Below are 16,593 nucleotides of genomic sequence, written 5' to 3'. Positions count from 1 at the left end.
ATAAGGTGAGAGGCTGAACATCGACCCAAGCGGGACTCGTTACGGCTGCTTCCTTCCGGACCTGACCGGGTTGGCGAGGTGCTTGCCCGCGCCAACCTCTCGAGGCGCTACATAGTCTTTGGTCAATCAGATTGCAAGCTCACTCATTGCAACAGAGACAGGCGAAATTTTCTGACGCCTTGTTCGGTGATCCCAAGGTCTGAGAGGGTATTTTCGCAGGCCGACGGCAAGAACTGTAGGGCGTTAGGCCCGGTTTCAAATGTGACCGAGGTTTCAGTCATTTGAACAAATCGCCATGAGCGAGACGGCAGGTCAGACTCCGTCAGATCCTTAGCGAACATCTCTTGCACCGAGGCGCGGACATCCCGAAAGGGCAGGGCGATGCGGTTTTCAGGCCCGACATGCGGGAAATTCGCCCCCCCGCCACCGCGAAAGGAGTTCGTCACCAGAATGAGGCGGGTTTTCGTGCCAAGAGGCCGTCCGCCAATGGACATGTTTTTGATGCGGCTGGCAGGTCTATCAGACATACGACGCCGATCTGCGGAATAGAGTGCGGGCTGAGACAGGTCGATGTCGTAAGTCACCCCTAGCAAGCTGTCGAAATCATACCTGGGGAATTGGGGGTTCCATAGAGGCTGGTCGCTTTGGCCGTGTTTGATCTGAAAGAATCCACTTGCCGAGGCCTCAAGCCAATCTGCGGCCTGAGCCCCTGTGATTTCAAACGCGTCAATGGCGTTGAAATAGGGATAGATGCCATAGACTTGGCCCAAAGACACCGGCCCTGCGGGGATGGCGTTGCAACATGCGCGATTGTTATATTCCAGTGTGAAGGGGCTTGCGGCGGCAATGGTCGGCAGGTTGCCAAGACCAAGCGCATTCAGAAGTGGGCGCGCGATCCGCAGTTTGGCGCCGGCGGCAAGGCGTGTGGCAGGGTCGCAGTGGATCACGGAAAAATGCGAACTGATATCGATCGATGTGCTGCCGATCTGCAGCGCGACGGCGGTTTTCGCGCGGTCCACCCATGGGGCTGCAAGCGCCAGTGTGGCCTCGTGCGGTGTGTCGCTGACGGCAATGTTGCGGCAAGCGGCATTGACCCAGCGCCAGCCTTCGCCCGCCTGTTCGAGTGTCAGGTCGATTGACCCGACAAAACGCCCCCGATTGCCAGGCAGCACCATTGGCAGCGGGGAATCGTGGCTCCGCTCTAGCCTGAGTGTCTCGCCCTCTTTCGGTGACACTTGGTGTGTATGGCCGCAGATGACCACATCCAGACCCTCGACAGAGGTGATCTCATGGGCCGAAGGCGTTGCCGCCTGCCGCTCCGACGCAGGTGCGTCGCCCGCGTGACACAGTGCGATCACGAGGTCTGCTCCACGTCTGCGCAGCGCTGAGACACGCTGTTGCGCAACCTCGTGAAATGCGTGGGCTTGGGCGCGGCCCTCAAGATGCACGCGACACCATTGCATGACCTGTGGCGGCACGAGTGAAAAGACACCGATTTTTAGCGTATGTGCCGTTCCACCTGAATCGGTGAACGTTCTGTTCAACAACACGTCAGGACTCCAAGCTTTCTCATCTGTTTCAAGATTGCTGCAGACCGCTGGAAAGTTTGCGCCGCTGAGAACGCGGTTAAGATACTCAAGCCCAAAGTCGAATTCGTGATTGCCAAGGCCCACGGCATCATAGGTAATGCTGTTCATCAGGCTGACGATGGGATGCGCATTGGGTGCGCCCAACACCCCCATGCTCGCCAGATCGCAGATCGGCGCGCCTTGCAAGAAGTCTCCGTTGTCAAAGAGAAGGTGGTTGGGGTGTTCTGCCCTGAGGTCCGCGATGGTCTTGGCGGCGTGGGTCAGGCCGACAGCTTCGCATCCAGCGCCAATTGCGCCGTGAAGATCGGTGGTGGCCAGAATTCTTATTTCTATTGAATTTTTGACCTCAGGAGGGGTTTTGTCGTTCGGCAAATCGTACTCGATACATATACTAACTAATTGAATATTAAGCGAAGTAAATTGTAGAGAATAAATTATACGGAAGGATAAAAAGCAACTAGAAAACTTGGGGTGCGACAATCCTCACAAAGAATTTAGATTTGCCAAGCCGAACAGAATGCCTAGGCTGCGAAAAAAAGATCAGGACACATTCATGCAGCTTTTTGACAGCGTCACTTTCGGGCCCTCGGGTCTGGACCGCGTGGCGCATTTGCGGACCGACGCGGTTCTGCAAGGCCTGGCATCTGGGCAGCGGGCAGGGCACGCGGTGGTCTTGTGGCGTGGCAAGCCCTTGCTGGCGGAAGGCGACGCGCGTGATCTTGTGCGGCTGCCGCTGGATCATCCGGTAATTGCGGGTCGAGAAAATCCTATTCTGCTGGGTCAAGAGGGCGATGAGCTCTGTCTGGCCTATGATCTTTCAGAGTGGTCACCGTCCGAGGCTGTCGATGAAAGCTTTGTCGACCTGTCAGAGCAACAGCATCCGGACCTTCCCATGGGACAGACCTTTGCGGATTTGCGGGCCAATATGACGCGGTTGTCCGCGCGGGATGCAGAGCTGGCGAGCACGGCGAAAGCCTTGTTTGAATGGCACAAAAGTCATCAGCATTGTGCCGTATGCGGGCACCAAAGCAAGATGACGCAAGCAGGGTGGCAACGCAGTTGTCCGTCCTGCGGAGCGCCGCATTTTCCCCGCACCGATCCCGTTGTCATCATGCTGATCACGTCCGGGGATTCCGTTCTGATCGGGCGCAGCCCCGGGTGGCCTGAAGGCATGTATTCGTTGCTGGCCGGATTTGTCGAACCGGGCGAGACCCCAGAGGCCGCCGTCCGACGTGAGGTCTTTGAGGAGGCCGGCGTGCGCGTTGGGCGCGTGTCCTATCTGGGATCGCAGCCATGGTCCTTCCCCAATTCGCTGATGATGGGGTTTTGGGGCGAGGCTTTGGGAACTGATCTTAATATTGATCCCAATGAAATCGAGGATGCGATTTGGGTGCCTCGGGATGAAATGATGCAGGCTTTGGCGGGCGATCACGACACCCTAAAGCCTGCCCGTAAAGGGGCCATTGCAGAGTTTATTCTCAGGCATTGGGTTGCGGATCGACTTGATTAACAAAATGCGCCATAGTGTCCGCATTGAACCCAATACCCCACGCAGAAACAGATGGGACGAGAGCAGTCATGAAATTTGAAAACATCGAAGATCTGGACATTCCACAGGAAGCAGCCTTTGAAATGCTGTCCGAGTTCACCTTCTTTGAACGCATGGCGATGCGCCGTGGTGTCGAAGTGGCGCGCCGCAATGGTGATGCCGTCGAAGGGTTGGGCGCAGCTTGGGATTTGAATGTGCCATGGCGCGGCAAAACCGTGAAGATGCAGGTGGACGTGAACCGTTTCGAAAAGCCTGAAGCGCTAGGGTTTCAGGCCGAAGCACCCGCGATTGAGGTGCAACTGGACATCGAGCTGGTGGCCCTGTCCAACCACAAGACCCGGATGCTTATCAAAAGCGACATCTCGGCCAAGTCTCTGACCGGCCGCTTGCTGTTGCAATCCATGAAGCTGACACGCGGCAAGATCGAAAAGCGCATGTCAGGCCGGATTTCGGAACAGTCCCGCAATCTGGAAGAACGCTATCGTCAGACTAAGGTGGCGTAAGCCGTTACACTGATCTTTCACAAAGACCTTTGACACCGGCACACGTTCTTTACGTGTGCCGTGACTGTGCCGCCGGATAGACCCCAAGAATGTGCAAATAGCTGGTGAAATAACCCAGCTCGTCCAAAGCCAACTTAAGATTCTCGTCATCAGGATGGCCTTCGACCTCGGCATAGAACTGAGTCGCGGTGAAAGAGCCGTCCACCATATAGCTTTCCAGCTTGGTCATATTGACGCTGTTGGTCGCAAAGCCACCCATGGCTTTATAAAGGGCCGCAGGGATGTTGCGGACTTGAAAGACAAAGCTGGTGACCATGCCTTTGGGCGCCTCGCGCCGCTCGAGTTGTGCCTCGGGCGACATGATCAGAAACCGCGTTGTGTTGTTGTCGTGATCCTCAATGTGACGTGCCAGCACATCCAGCCCATAGATCTCTCCGGCCAATTCGCTGGCCAGCGCGGCATGGGCTTTGTTGCCCGCTTCTGCCACCTCGCGCGCGGCTCGCGCATTGTCGGGGCTGACCCGTCCGCGAATGTTGTTTTCCGTCAGGAATCCTGCGCATTGAGGCAATAAAACAAGGTGCGAGAACGCATCCTCGATATCTGCAAGCGTCGCGCCGGGCACCGCCAAAAGGTTGATGTGCACGCGAACGAAGGCCTCGTCGATGATGTGCAGTCCGCTTTGCGGCAGCAGGCGGTGGATGTCTGCCACGCGCCCATATGTCGAATTTTCCACCGGCAACATCGCCAATGCGGCATCGCCATTTTTCACCGCAGCGATGGCTTCTTCAAAGGTCGCGCAGGGCAGGGCCTCCATGTCAGGGCGTGCGTTGCGGCAGGCCTCGTGGCTATAGGCGCCGGGCTCTCCTTGAAAGGCGATGCGTTGGGTCATGATCTAAAATTCCACTTTTTTCGCAAGATGGGCGATTGGTCGCGGTAAGTATAGCTTGCGCAAGGCGGAAGGAAGCGGATAGATAGCCGTCAAACGCCACGACACGGATAACGTAGCATGTTCGACACTATGACTTTTACCAAAATTACCGGCGCTTTCTGCGGTGCTTTGCTGATCTATCTTCTGGGTGGATGGGCTGCGGAAACCATCTACCACGCAGGTGGTGGCCATGGAGCTCACGGTGAAGAGGCCAAAAAAGGCTATAAGATCGAAGTCGCAATGGCAGAGACCTCTGGCGAAGTCGAAGAAGGCCCATCCTTGGAAGAGCTTCTGGCGGTTGCAGATGTCGACAAAGGCGCGAAGGTATTTGGCAAGTGTAAAGCCTGCCACAAACTGGAAGACGGCGCGAACGGCACAGGCCCGCATCTGGCGAATCTGATCGACCGTGCGGTTGGCTCTGTTGATGGCTATGCCTATTCCGGTGCTCTGGTGGCCGTGGCAGAAACCTGGTCCAACGAAAACCTGGACGGTTTCCTGGAAAGCCCAAAGAAATTCGCACCTGGCACAAAGATGAGCTTCTCTGGCCTGAAAAAGCCAGCTGACCGTGCGAACTTGATTGCTTATCTGCAGGGTGCAGGCAGCTAATCAACGCTGACAAAAGACTCTTGAGAAGGTCGGTATCGCGGATACCGGCCTTTTCTTTTGCCTGATTGTTGGACGCTTGCAGACAATCCCCAAAGCAGCGGGCGACTTAACGCGCAAATGCCGAAGAATTCATCGCATGTTTATCAATCTCGCCTTGAGTCTGGTCGAGACTGCAAATTACGTTACATTCCAAGAGACGCAGTATCGATACGCGCAATAACAGCCACAAGCTGGGAGGAGCTCGCATATGAGATCAGGTGCCAAAGTAAAAGCCGCATCTTGGGATTGGAAACTCTGGACCGCCGGGGTCAGTTTGGTCGGGGCCGTCATGGCCGCCAGTTCAGCCTTTGGTGATGAGGACATCACCGTCAGCCACGGTTACAACTTTTTTGGTGATCTGAAATACCCAGCTGATTACTCCCGACTGAACTATGTGAACCCAGACGCGCCCAAAGGTGGCGAGATTTCGATCTGGGGCATGGGCACCTTTGACAGTTTTAACCCTTACACCCGCAAAGGCCGCGCCGGGGGCAGCCCGACCATCGGTCACGAAGACATTCTGACGACCTTTGCCGATGACCCAACCGCCAGCTACTGTTTCCTGTGCGAGACGATGGAATATCCTAAGGATCTAAGCTGGGTCATTTTCAACCTGCGTCCTGACGTGACTTTCCCTGATGGCAAGGGCTGGAGCGCGGATGACCTGAAATTCACCTTTGATCTGTTTATGGAGCAGGGTCTGCCCAGCTTCCGCGCCGCCTTTGGCGCCTTTATCAGTGAAGTAGAGGTGCTGGATACGCATAAGATCAAGTTCTCGTTCAACGCGGATAGCCCGGAACGCGACCGGATCGGGCTTGCGGGTATCTTCCCGGCCTTCTCTCAGCAATGGTTTGAAGAAACAGGCGCGCGTCTGGATGAAAGCTCTCTGGTGCCGATCATGGGCACCGGCATCTACGAGCTGGACAGCTATGACATCAACCAGCAGGTCGTCTACAAACGTCGCGATAACTATTGGGCCGAGGATCTGCCGGTCTCTGTGGGTCGCAACAACTTTGATACGATCCGGATCGAGTATTTCGCGGACAGTGCCGCAGCTTTTGAGGGCTTTAAGGCAGGGGAATATACGTTCCGCAGCGAGAACAGCTCTAAGTCCTGGGGCACCAGCTATGATTTCCCAGCGATTGATGCTGGTCATGTGATCAAGACAGAGCTGAACGATGGCAATCTGGCTCGTGCGCAAGGCTATGTTTTCAACCTGCGCCGCGAGAAATTCCAAGACCGCCGTGTGCGAGAAGCGATCGGCCTGATGTTCAACTTTGAATGGTCAAATGAGTCCCTGTTCTATGGCCTTTATGAGCGTGTGACAGGGTTCTGGGGCAATTCCGACATGGAAGCGATCGGCACGCCAACCGGCGCGGAGCTCGCAATCCTTCAGCCACTTGTGGATGAGGGCCTGCTGGATGCATCTATCCTGACCGATGAGGCGATCATTCCGCCTGTATCTGGCACGCGTCAGCTTGACCGCGGAAACCTGCGTCGTGCCTCGGCACTGCTGGACGAAGCTGGCTGGGTTGTCGGAGATGACGGGATGCGCCGCAAAGATGGCGAGGTTCTGTCTGTCGAGTTTCTGGAAAGCTCGCCTGCCTTTGACCGGATCAACAATCCGTTTATCGAGAACCTGAAACGTCTGGGTGTGGACGCCGTGTTGAACCGGGTAGACCCGGCGCAAGCTACAGACCGCCGCAGAAGCTATGATTTCGATATCACCAACCACACCCTGTCTATGGCGCTGGAGCCATCGACCGGACTGGAGCAATGGTTTGGCTCTGAAGGTCGCGACGAAAGCTCGCGCAACCTGATGGGTCTGAACAGCCCGGCCGTGGATCGTTTGATCGAGGTCGTCGTGGCCTCGGAAACCAAGGACGAGCTGCGGGTCGCGGTGCAGGCCTTGGACCGCGTGTTGCGTGACGAGCTGTTCTGGGTGCCTCAGTGGTTCAAAGACGTCCACACGGTGGCCTATTACGATCAATACGGCTATCCCGACCCGCTGCCGGCCTATGCACGTGGCGAACTGGATTTCTGGTGGTTTGAGGCGGATAAAAACGCTGAACTGGTCGCCGCAGGGGCGCTGTCCCGGTAATTCCTGATGGGTGCGTATATTCTCAGACGTTTGCTGTTCGTGATCCCGACACTCTTCGGGATCATGGTCATCAACTTTACTCTCACGCAGTTTGTTCCCGGCGGGCCAATCGAGCAGATCATTGCTCAGGCCCAAGGGGGAGGGGATGTTTTTGAGGCTATTTCCGGCGGCGGTTCGGAAGTGTCTGAAAACACTGGGAATGACCGCTATGTCGGGGCACGGGGTTTGCCCGAGGAGTTTATCGAGGAACTGGAACGCGAGTTCGGCTTTGACAAGCCGCCGGTTGAACGGTTCTTCACGATGATCTGGAACTATATGCAGTTTGATTTCGGAGAGAGCTATTTCCGAAAGATCGGCGTGTTCGAACTGGTGTTGGAAAAGATGCCTGTGTCGATCACGCTGGGCCTGTGGTCAACGGTCATTGCCTATATCATCTCGATCCCGCTGGGCATTCGCAAAGCTGTCAAAGACGGCACGCCGTTTGACACGTGGACGTCTGGCGCGATCATCATCGGCTATGCGATCCCGGGGTTCCTGTTTGCGATCCTGCTTGTGGTTCTGTTTGCGGGCGGCTCGTACTTCCGTATCTTCCCGCTGCGGGGACTGGTGAGTTCCGGTTGGGAAGACCTGAGCCTCTATGGCAAAATCCTGGACTATTTCTGGCATATCACCCTGCCTGTTCTGGCCAGTACGATTTCCGCCTTTGCGACACTGACGCTTCTGACCAAGAACTCGTTTCTGGATGAGATCAAAAAGCACTATGTGATGACTGCTCGCGCAAAAGGTCTGTCAGAACGCCGCGTGCTTTATGGCCATGTGTTCCGCAACGCGATGCTGATCGTGATCGCGGGTTTCCCCGCCGTGTTCATCGGCGTGTTCTTTGGCGGATCCCTGATTATCGAAACCATCTTCTCGCTGGACGGATTGGGTCGCCTGGGATTTGAAGCGGCGCTGCAACGCGACTATCCGGTGATCTTTGGCACGCTGTTCGTCTTTGGCCTGATCGGTCTGGTTGTCGGGATCATCAGCGACCTGATGTATGTCTTCATCGACCCGCGGATCGACTTTGAACGGAGGGAAGGCTGATGTTCAAAATGTCCCCTCTCAACCAACGTCGGTGGCGCAACTTCCGCCGCAATCGCCGCGCCTATTGGTCCCTGATCATCTTTTGCGTGCTCTTCGGCCTTAGTTTGATGGCGGAATTCATCGCCAACGAGAAGCCGATCCTCGTGCAATATCGCGGCGACCTTTATACGCCGATCTTCAAGTTCTATCCGGAAACCGCCTTTGGTGGCGATTTCCAGACCGAAGCCGGCTATCGCGACCCCGAAGTGAAATGCCTGATTGAAACCGGCGGGCTGGATCTGTGTTTTGACGACCCCGAAGGTTATATCGCCGACGCACAGGATGGCGAAATTGCAGGCGAGGCGATCGAGAAAGGCTGGATGATCTGGCCGCTGATCCCCTATTCCTTCACCTCTTCGGTCGAACGCCCCGGGGCTGCTCCTCTGCCGCCCAACGCGCAAAACTGGCTTGGCACAGATGACACCAAACGCGATGTCATGGCGCGGGTGATCTATGGGTTCAGGCTGTCGATTTTCTTCACGCTGATTGTGACCACGCTGGCCAGTATCATTGGCGTCATCGCTGGGGCGATTCAGGGTTATTTCGGCGGCTGGGTGGATCTGATCTTCCAGCGGGTCATCGAAATCTGGGGGTCAACGCCAAGCCTTTACATCATCATCATCCTCTTTGCGATCTTGGGACGAAGTTTCTGGCTGCTGGTCTTCTTAACAGTGCTCTTTGGCTGGACCGCCTTGGTGGGCGTTGTGCGCGCAGAATTCCTGCGGGCCCGAAATCTGGAATACGTGCGTGCCGCCAAAGCGCTTGGCGTCAGCAACTGGACGATCATGTTCCGGCATATGCTGCCCAACGCGATGGTGGCGACGCTGACAATGCTGCCCTTTATCGTCACAGGGACGATCTCGACACTGGCGGGCCTCGATTTCCTCGGCTTTGGCTTACCGTCCTCGGCACCGTCCTTGGGCGAGCTGACCCTGCAAGCCAAGCAGAACCTTCAGGCGCCGTGGCTTGGCTTTACCGCCTTCTTCACCTTCGCCATCATGCTGTCGCTGCTGATCTTTATCTTTGAGGGCGTGCGCGACGCGTTTGATCCAAGAAAGACCTTCTCATGAGCATCCTCGAGGTTAAAAACCTGCGCGTTGGATTTCGTCAGGATGGGCAGACCATTGACGCCGTAAAAGGCGTGTCCTTTTCACTGGATCGCGGCGAAACCGTGGCGCTGGTGGGTGAATCCGGTTCCGGTAAATCCGTGACCGCGCTGTCGACCGTGGCCATGCTGGGGGAAAGCGCCTCTGTGTCAGGCTCGGTTACCTATGATGGTCAGGAAATGGTCGGCGCGGATGAAAAGCTGCTGCAAAAAGTGCGCGGCAACGACATCAGCTTCATTTTCCAAGAGCCGATGACCTCGCTGAACCCGCTGCACACACTGGAAAAGCAGCTGGGCGAGTCACTGGCACTGCATCAGGGCGTCGTCGGAGATGCGGCGCGTACCCGTATTCTGGATCTGCTGACCAAGGTCGGCATCCGCGACCCCGAAGAGCGCCTTAGCAGCTATCCGCATCAACTCAGCGGCGGGCAGCGGCAGCGTGTCATGATCGCCATGGCTCTGGCCAATCAGCCCGACGTTCTGATCGCCGACGAGCCGACAACCGCGCTGGATGTGACCATCCAAGCGCAGATCCTCGAACTACTTGCCGAATTGAAAGCCTCTGAAGGCATGGGGCTTTTGTTCATCACCCATGATCTGGGCATCGTGCGCAAAATCGCCGACAAGGTCTGCGTGATGAAAGACGGCGAGATTGTCGAGGCAGGTCCGGTCTCTGAAATCTTCGCCAATCCGCAACACGCCTATACGAAAACCCTGCTCAGCGCCCGCGCCGTCGGCGCACCTGATCCGATTGACGACGCCGCCGATGTGGTTGCCGAAACCGACAATCTGCGCATCTGGTTCCCCATTCAGCGCGGATTGCTGCGTCGCACGGTTGGACATGTCAAAGCCGTCAATGCCGCGACGATTTCTGTGCGCGCAGGCGAAACATTGGGCATCGTCGGGGAAAGCGGATCCGGCAAGACCACGCTGGCGCAGGCGATTATGCGTTTGATCGGCTCTGAAGGACCGATCCGCTTTCAGGGGCAAGACATCCGGGCGCTGAAAACCCGTGATTTGCGCGCGCTGCGCAAAGACATGCAGATCGTGTTTCAGGATCCCTTCGGCAGTCTCAGTCCGCGCATGACCTGCGAGCAGATCATCTCCGAGGGGCTTGGCGTGCACGGCAATCCAGACGGGCGCGACACCCGCGTTCTTGTGGCCGATGTGATGCAAGAAGTCGGGCTGGACCCCGCCACCATGGACCGCTACCCGCATGAGTTCTCAGGCGGCCAGCGCCAAAGGATCGCCATTGCCCGTGCGATGATCCTGCGCCCCAAACTGCTGGTGCTGGACGAGCCGACCTCGGCGCTGGATATGACGGTTCAGGTGCAGATCGTGAATCTGTTGCGGGATCTGCAAAAGAAATACGGGCTGGCATATCTGTTCATCAGCCACGACCTGCATGTTGTACGCGCCATGAGCCACAAGATCATGGTGATGAAGCAAGGCGACGTGGTCGAGGCCGGCGCGGCATCCGAGATTTTTGATGCGCCCAAAACCGCCTACACAAAAGAGCTTCTCGCAGCGGTACCTGCATAGCAGAACCGCCTCTTTCTCTTGCTAAAAATATCCAAAGAGCGCGGCTGCTGCGCTTAGCTCGGCCCGATCATAAAGCACGAGATTTGCCGTGCCTGCAGGCGGCGGCAGGCAAGGTCAGCGGTTTCACGGGACAGACCCATGAAGTTCGCGTCAAACCCACGGCTGGATTTCACCACTTTGCGCAGCGACCCATCCAGCGTGGTCATCTCAGCCAGTGCGGTTTTCAGCAGCATCTTTTCAGCCGCATAGCGGCTGGTATAGCGGCCAACGTTGATCCCCCAATGCCGTCCACCCGACGTGGTCAGGCGCGTCACCACCTGCGGCTCTTGATCTTCGACAATCAGAGGGGCAGGGCGCGTGGGTTCTTTGTTCACCAGCGAAGCGCTTTTGGCTTCTTCCAGCGCGTCATTGATGGCGTTGGGGTCAACGCCTGCGATCAGAGTGGTGGGTTCAGGCGTCTGGGCAGACCCTGGTCGCAGCATGGGGCGCAGGCTTTTCTTGATGGCCGTTGCCACACGGACGGTCTTGCTACCAACGTTTTGATTTGGCGCACCGTTATAAACCGGCAGCGTTGGTTTGCGCAGAGCGACGCGACTTGGCGCGCGTTTAAAGCCTAGATCCAACAATTCCGCGACACGCGCGTTCCGTGTTGCGGTCGAGCGGCCGCCAAAGACGGTTGCGATGATGCGTTCGCTGCCCCGTTCAGCCGAGGCGACAAGGTTGAAGCCCGCTGCACGGGTGTAGCCGGTCTTGATACCATCCGCACCGCGGTAAGACCCCAGCATACGGCGGTTGGTATTGGCGACTTCGCGCACGCCCGCATAGGTCGAAGTGCGAGAGAACAGATTGTAATACTGCGGATAGTCATACAGCAGATGACGGCCCATCGTCGTCATGTCCCGCGCGGTCGACAGGTGCCCAGACTCGGTCAAACCATGCGCGTTGCGGAAGGTGGTGTTGGACATCCCCAGCGCTTTCGCGGTGCGGTTCATGCGGCGGGCAAAGGCCGCTTCGGATCCGGAAATCGCTTCGCCAATGGCTGTGGCCGCGTCATTTGCCGATTTTACCGCGGCCGCGCGCACCAGATAGCGCAGGGCGATCCGTTGACCGGATTTCAGGCCCAACTTCGACGGAGGCTCTGCGGCGGCATGTTTGGACACACGTACCTTGGTATCCATGGTGATTTCGCCGTTTTTCACCGCCTCAAAGGCAATATAAAGCGTCATCATTTTGGTCAGAGATGCAGGGTGCAGGCGTGTGTCGGCATTGCGAGAGTGCAGCACTTCACCAGAGCGCGCATCAATCACCATCGCAGCATAGGGCGCTGCGAAAACAGGGTTAACCAACCCCAAAAACAACAAGAGTGACGCAAGAATCGCCAACCCGCGATGGGTCGGACGGCTGCTCCGATCCTTCACTGCTTCTGCCTTTACTGCCTCGACTGCCGTTTCTACGGCGAATATTATTGCAGCCAATCTACCACAGAGCGAGAATCGAATAAACCCTTTGATTTATTTAGTTTTCTGGAAAATCAAGGGCGAAAAATCCATATGTTGTGGATCTTTGCAAATGAAACACTATATCGGCGCTCGCCCCAAAGCGGCGCTGCTGCGCTCTGAAAGCTGGTCGACCAGATCAGGCAAGGCGTGCAGCGTGTCGATATGATGATATTTGGACGCCTGTTGTGGCGGGTCGGCTTGCTCGAGCGCCCAGGTCAGCCCGTGTGGGACATAAACGCCCCAGCCACCGGCCTGAACCATAGGGACGACATCGGATTTCATCGAGTTTCCGACCATCATACCCTGATGTGGACCGTCGCCGTGGCGCTCAAAGATGCTTTCATAGGTGGATTGGCGTTTGTCAGACACAATTTCCACACCGTCAAACATCTCGCCCAGTCCAGATTGCGCGAGCTTGCGTTCCTGATCCAGAAGATCGCCTTTGGTGATCAAAAGCACGCGGTGATGTTCTGCGCAGTGGGCGACCGCTTCGGCGGCGTGGGGCAAAAGGTCGATCGGGTGGTTCAGCATGTCTCGCCCGGCCTGCATCAACTCTGAAATTACCGAGGCGGGCACACGCGCGTCTGTAACGTCGATCGCGGTTTCGATCATCGACAGAACAAAGCCTTTGACGCCAAACCCATAGTGACCAAGGTTGCGCTTTTCCGCTTCTAGCAGGCGCTCTTCTAGGTGGTCCTGTTCACAGAAATCGACCAGCAACTCGGCGAATCGATCTTGCGTCATACGGAAGAAGCGCTCGTTGTGCCAGAGGGTATCGTCCGCATCAAAACCAATCGTCGTGAGTTTTCCGGCCATAATGCCCCGCAATCGCTGCCCAGCCTCTTTTCTATACGGAAAGTTAAGCTATATACAGCTTTCATCATCTGGGACGGATTGATTGACCATGATTTTGGAACCGCTGCGCATGTCTGTGAACGGTGACGACGACTCTGATTCAGACGTCGCGGTCAAAACCCGTGCCAAGACGAAACGCCCACCGCTGTACAAAGTGCTTTTGCTCAATGACGATTACACGCCGATGGAGTTCGTCGTTCAGATCCTCGAGCGCTTCTTTGGCATGACACACGCGCAAGCGTTCGAGATTATGCTGACCGTGCACAAAAAGGGCGTTGCGGTCGTTGGGGTGTTCAGCCACGAGATCGCAGAAACCAAAGTCACACAGGTGATGGATTTCGCGCGGCGTCATCAGCACCCGTTGCAATGCACCATGGAAAAGGAGTGATCCAGCGCCGCGCGCTTGGGTCAGGATGTGATGGCAGGTGAACGTCTTTCGCTCGCGCTGGACGCGGGACAAATGGATCTGCCCGAAACCGGTCGGATCGCGGTTTTTGGCCCACGCGAGCTGGCAGACATCGCTGCTTTGCCCCGCGAGCGCGTCGTGGTTATCCAAACGACAAAACCCGCCTATGATGTTTTTGCCCATGCCGGCTATGAGGTAGCGCTTGCGCCCGAGGGGGATTTTGCGGCGGCTGTCGTCGTGGTGCCACGCGCCAAAGCGCTGGCGCATTTGCGGATCGCGCAGGCGGCTGCGCTGGGTGGTGCGGTCTATGTCGATGGGCAAAAGACCGACGGTGTCGATAGCCTATTGAAAGCCTGCAAGAAACGCGCCGATGTTGGCGGCAGCTTTTCCAAGGCGCATGGCAAGCTGTTCTGGTTTCAGGGCGGCGATTTTTCCGAGTGGACCCAGTCTGAAACATCTGAAATCGATGGGGGTTTTGAAACCCGCCCCGGTGTGTTTTCCGCCGACGGAATCGATCCGGCCTCGCGTGCCTTGAGTGCGGCCTTGCCTGATAAACTGGGCAAGCACGTGGCCGATCTGGGTGCGGGATGGGGATATCTGTCACGCGAGATATTGAAGCGCTCTGACGTCGAGGATCTTTATCTGGTCGAGGCCGATCACACGGCGCTGGACTGTGCGCGGGTCAATGTCACGGATCCAAGAGCCTCGTTTCATTGGGCGGACGCCACCGCATGGGAGCCTCGTGCCCGGATGAACGCGGTCGTGATGAATCCTCCGTTTCACACAGGGCGCGCGGCAGATCCTGATCTTGGGCGCGCCTTTATTGCGGCGGCGGCGCGTATGTTATCCCCGTCCGGACCGCTTTGGATGGGTGCCAACCGGCACTTGCCCTATGAAGCAACGCTTGAGACGCATTTCGCCAAAGTCGAAGAAGTGACCGGCGACAATCGGTTCAAAATCCTGCGCGCCGAACGGCCCGCTCGCGCACGGCGCTAATTCCGCGTAAGTTTTCTCAGAATCAGAGGGGCAGGCCATGTCATTTTCTATCGCAGGCAAGACCGCCATTATTACGGGTGCAGCCAATGGGATCGGCCTTGCCGTTGCACGTGCGTTTGCGGACCGTGGTGCCAATGTTGTTCTGGCAGACATGGATGATGCGCAGCTGGCCAAAGAGGTCGGTGACTTTCCAGACAGTTCCAACGTGATCCATTTTGCCGGAGACCTGCGCGAGCGTCTGACCATTGCCAACCTGTTGTCGGCCACCGTCGATGCGTTTGAACGCGTGGATATTCTGGTGAATGCCAGCCGCCAGATTTTGATGACGGATCCACTGGATATGGATGACGACTCGGTCGAAACCATGTTGGGCCAGAACCTGATGACCTCGCTGCGTCTGTCACAGGCCGTCGCAAAGCGGATGATCAAACAAGCAGAAGACGACGGCGACGGATCGGCCGGTGCGATTGTGAACCTGTCCTCGATTGCCGCCTGTCGCACGCATCCTCAGCTGATGGGCTATTCCATGGCGACGGCGGCGTTGGATCAGATGACGCGCGGTCTGGCCACGGCGCTTGCCGAGCATCAGATCAGGGTGAACGCGGTTGCGATCGGCTCTGTCATGAGCGCAAGCATGCAGAACACGCTGCGCGAAAACCCCGAATACCGGAAGTCGATCGAAGAGAACACGTTACTTGGTCGCATTGCCCCCGCCGCCGAGGTCACCGATACCGTACGTTATCTGGCGTCGGATGCGGCAGGGTTTGTTACGGGGCAGGTCATCACCGTGGATGGCGGTCGCACGCTGATCGACCCGGTGCAGACGCCGGTTCACTAATTTCAGGAGCCTCTTATGACCGAGGATCTCAGTCCACAAAAAGCGCGCGCGAGCGCATGGTTCCGCGAGCTGCGCGACACGATCGTGGCGGCCTTTGAAGGGCTGGAGGACAGCCATTCCGACGGCCCCTTCGCAGATCAACCGGCCGGGCGCTTTGATGTTACCGAAACCAAACGGTCAGCCGAAGACGGCTCGGACGCCGGGGGTGGGCTGATGTCGGTCATGCGCGGCGGTCGCGTGTTTGAGAAGGTCGGCGTTAATGTTTCGACCGTGTACGGCACCTTGGGAACGCGCGCTCAAAACGCGATGGCGGCCCGTAAAGGCATTCCGGGCATGAAGGAAGATCCGCGGTTCTGGGCCAGCGGCATTTCTCTGGTTGCGCATATGCAGAACCCGCATTGTCCGGCGGTTCACATGAACACGCGTATGTTTTGGACCCCTCATGCGTGGTGGTTCGGCGGGGGATCGGATTTGAACCCCTGTTTGGAATACGAGGAAGACACCGCGCATTTTCACGCGGTTCAAAAACATCACTGCGATCTGCACGACACCGAACAATATCCGCGCCTTAAGGCTTGGGCGGATGAGTATTTCTATGTGCCCCATCGCGGACGTGCGCGCGGCGTCGGTGGCATCTTTTTGGACGACCATTGCAGCGGCGACTGGGACGCGGATTTCGCCTTTATTCAGGACATCGGGCGGGCGTTTTTGCCAGCCTATCAGCCGTTGGTGGAGAAACGCCGTGTGGATGCGTTTGGTGAGGCCGAGAAAGACGCACAGCTCGTGCATCGCGGGCTCTATGCCGAGTATAATCTCGTCTATGACCGCGGCACGAAATTCGGGCTGGAAACAGGCCACGACGCCAATGCCGTCCTGATGAGCCTGCCTCCGATGGCTAAGTGGGTCTAGGCC

At 57.1% G+C, this 16,593-nt stretch carries 15 protein-coding genes and 1 other RNA gene; 11 read left to right on the top strand and 5 right to left on the bottom strand.

What is annotated here, in order from left to right; genetic code table 11:
* Positions 1-3: 3 nt before the first annotated feature.
* Together ffs and ACEQWH_RS11895 are read right to left on the bottom strand one after the other, a co-directional pair.
* Positions 4-102: signal recognition particle sRNA small type (ffs, locus tag ACEQWH_RS11900), an RNA gene on the bottom strand.
* 41 nt (positions 103-143) lie between these two features.
* Positions 144-1,961 (bottom strand): 5'-nucleotidase C-terminal domain-containing protein, encoded by a 1,818-nt coding sequence (locus ACEQWH_RS11895; protein WP_370231152.1) that lies wholly within the window; start codon positions 1,959-1,961, stop codon positions 144-146.
* Between the two features lie 181 nt (positions 1,962-2,142).
* Here ACEQWH_RS11895 and nudC point away from each other — a divergent pair, with 181 nt between their 5' ends.
* Entirely contained in the window at positions 2,143-3,099 is a 957-nt protein-coding gene (nudC, locus tag ACEQWH_RS11890) for an NAD(+) diphosphatase (protein WP_370231150.1), read from the top strand.
* A gap of 68 nt (positions 3,100-3,167) precedes the next feature.
* Positions 3,168-3,641: an SRPBCC family protein gene (locus ACEQWH_RS11885; RefSeq protein WP_370231148.1), complete on the top strand. Its 474-nt coding sequence runs from the start codon at positions 3,168-3,170 to the stop codon at positions 3,639-3,641.
* A 49-nt stretch (positions 3,642-3,690) separates the two neighbouring features.
* Here the strand turns inward: ACEQWH_RS11885 and ACEQWH_RS11880 are convergent, their stop codons facing one another.
* Positions 3,691-4,530, bottom strand: coding sequence for a prephenate dehydratase (locus ACEQWH_RS11880; RefSeq protein WP_370231146.1), 840 nt, complete (start codon positions 4,528-4,530; stop codon positions 3,691-3,693).
* A gap of 117 nt (positions 4,531-4,647) precedes the next feature.
* Here ACEQWH_RS11880 and ACEQWH_RS11875 point away from each other — a divergent pair, with 117 nt between their 5' ends.
* From ACEQWH_RS11875 to ACEQWH_RS11855, 5 genes are all read left to right on the top strand, one after another.
* Positions 4,648-5,175: a cytochrome c family protein gene (locus ACEQWH_RS11875; RefSeq protein WP_370231144.1), complete on the top strand. Its 528-nt coding sequence runs from the start codon at positions 4,648-4,650 to the stop codon at positions 5,173-5,175.
* A 247-nt stretch (positions 5,176-5,422) separates the two neighbouring features.
* A complete protein-coding gene (locus tag ACEQWH_RS11870) occupies positions 5,423-7,315 on the top strand; it encodes an extracellular solute-binding protein (RefSeq protein WP_370231142.1) in 1,893 nt (630 codons plus the stop codon).
* 6 nt (positions 7,316-7,321) lie between these two features.
* Positions 7,322-8,401 (top strand): microcin C ABC transporter permease YejB, encoded by a 1,080-nt coding sequence (locus ACEQWH_RS11865; protein ID WP_370231139.1) that lies wholly within the window; start codon positions 7,322-7,324, stop codon positions 8,399-8,401.
* A complete protein-coding gene (locus ACEQWH_RS11860) occupies positions 8,401-9,510 on the top strand; it encodes an ABC transporter permease (RefSeq protein WP_370231136.1) in 1,110 nt (369 codons plus the stop codon). Before ACEQWH_RS11865 ends, ACEQWH_RS11860 begins: the two co-directional genes overlap by 1 nt.
* Positions 9,507-11,087, top strand: coding sequence for an ABC transporter ATP-binding protein (locus tag ACEQWH_RS11855; RefSeq protein ID WP_370231135.1), 1,581 nt, complete (start codon positions 9,507-9,509; stop codon positions 11,085-11,087). The genes ACEQWH_RS11860 and ACEQWH_RS11855 overlap by 4 nt, the downstream gene beginning before the upstream one ends.
* Positions 11,088-11,140: 53 nt before the next feature.
* Here ACEQWH_RS11855 and ACEQWH_RS11850 read toward each other — a convergent pair whose 3' ends face one another.
* Both ACEQWH_RS11850 and ACEQWH_RS11845 read right to left on the bottom strand, forming a co-directional pair.
* Positions 11,141-12,397, bottom strand: coding sequence for a D-alanyl-D-alanine carboxypeptidase family protein (locus ACEQWH_RS11850; RefSeq protein ID WP_370231163.1), 1,257 nt, complete (start codon positions 12,395-12,397; stop codon positions 11,141-11,143).
* A gap of 267 nt (positions 12,398-12,664) precedes the next feature.
* Positions 12,665-13,402 (bottom strand): HAD family hydrolase, encoded by a 738-nt coding sequence (locus tag ACEQWH_RS11845; protein ID WP_370231133.1) that lies wholly within the window; start codon positions 13,400-13,402, stop codon positions 12,665-12,667.
* 88 nt (positions 13,403-13,490) lie between these two features.
* On the opposite strand from ACEQWH_RS11845, the gene clpS reads away from it, so the two are divergent.
* Genes clpS through hemF form a run of 4 tightly spaced genes read left to right on the top strand, consistent with a single transcriptional unit; the run spans position 13,491 to position 16,590 of the window.
* Positions 13,491-13,829, top strand: a complete 339-nt coding sequence (gene clpS, locus ACEQWH_RS11840; protein ID WP_370231161.1) for an ATP-dependent Clp protease adapter ClpS — start codon at positions 13,491-13,493, stop codon at positions 13,827-13,829.
* 30 nt (positions 13,830-13,859) lie between these two features.
* Positions 13,860-14,843: a class I SAM-dependent methyltransferase gene (locus ACEQWH_RS11835; RefSeq protein WP_370231131.1), complete on the top strand. Its 984-nt coding sequence runs from the start codon at positions 13,860-13,862 to the stop codon at positions 14,841-14,843.
* A gap of 37 nt (positions 14,844-14,880) precedes the next feature.
* On the top strand, positions 14,881-15,681 hold the full coding sequence (locus tag ACEQWH_RS11830) for an SDR family NAD(P)-dependent oxidoreductase (protein WP_370231129.1): 801 nt from the start codon (positions 14,881-14,883) through the stop codon (positions 15,679-15,681).
* Between the two features lie 15 nt (positions 15,682-15,696).
* On the top strand, positions 15,697-16,590 hold the full coding sequence (hemF, locus tag ACEQWH_RS11825; protein ID WP_370231126.1) for an oxygen-dependent coproporphyrinogen oxidase: 894 nt from the start codon (positions 15,697-15,699) through the stop codon (positions 16,588-16,590).
* Positions 16,591-16,593: the final 3 nt, after the last annotated feature.

Origin of the sequence: Cognatishimia sp., from assembly GCF_964229375.1 — a bacterium.
Classification (GTDB): Bacteria; Pseudomonadota; Alphaproteobacteria; order Rhodobacterales; family Rhodobacteraceae; genus Cognatishimia.
Note: the sequence above shows the minus strand (reverse complement) of the source record. Positions and strands in the feature narration are given on the sequence as shown.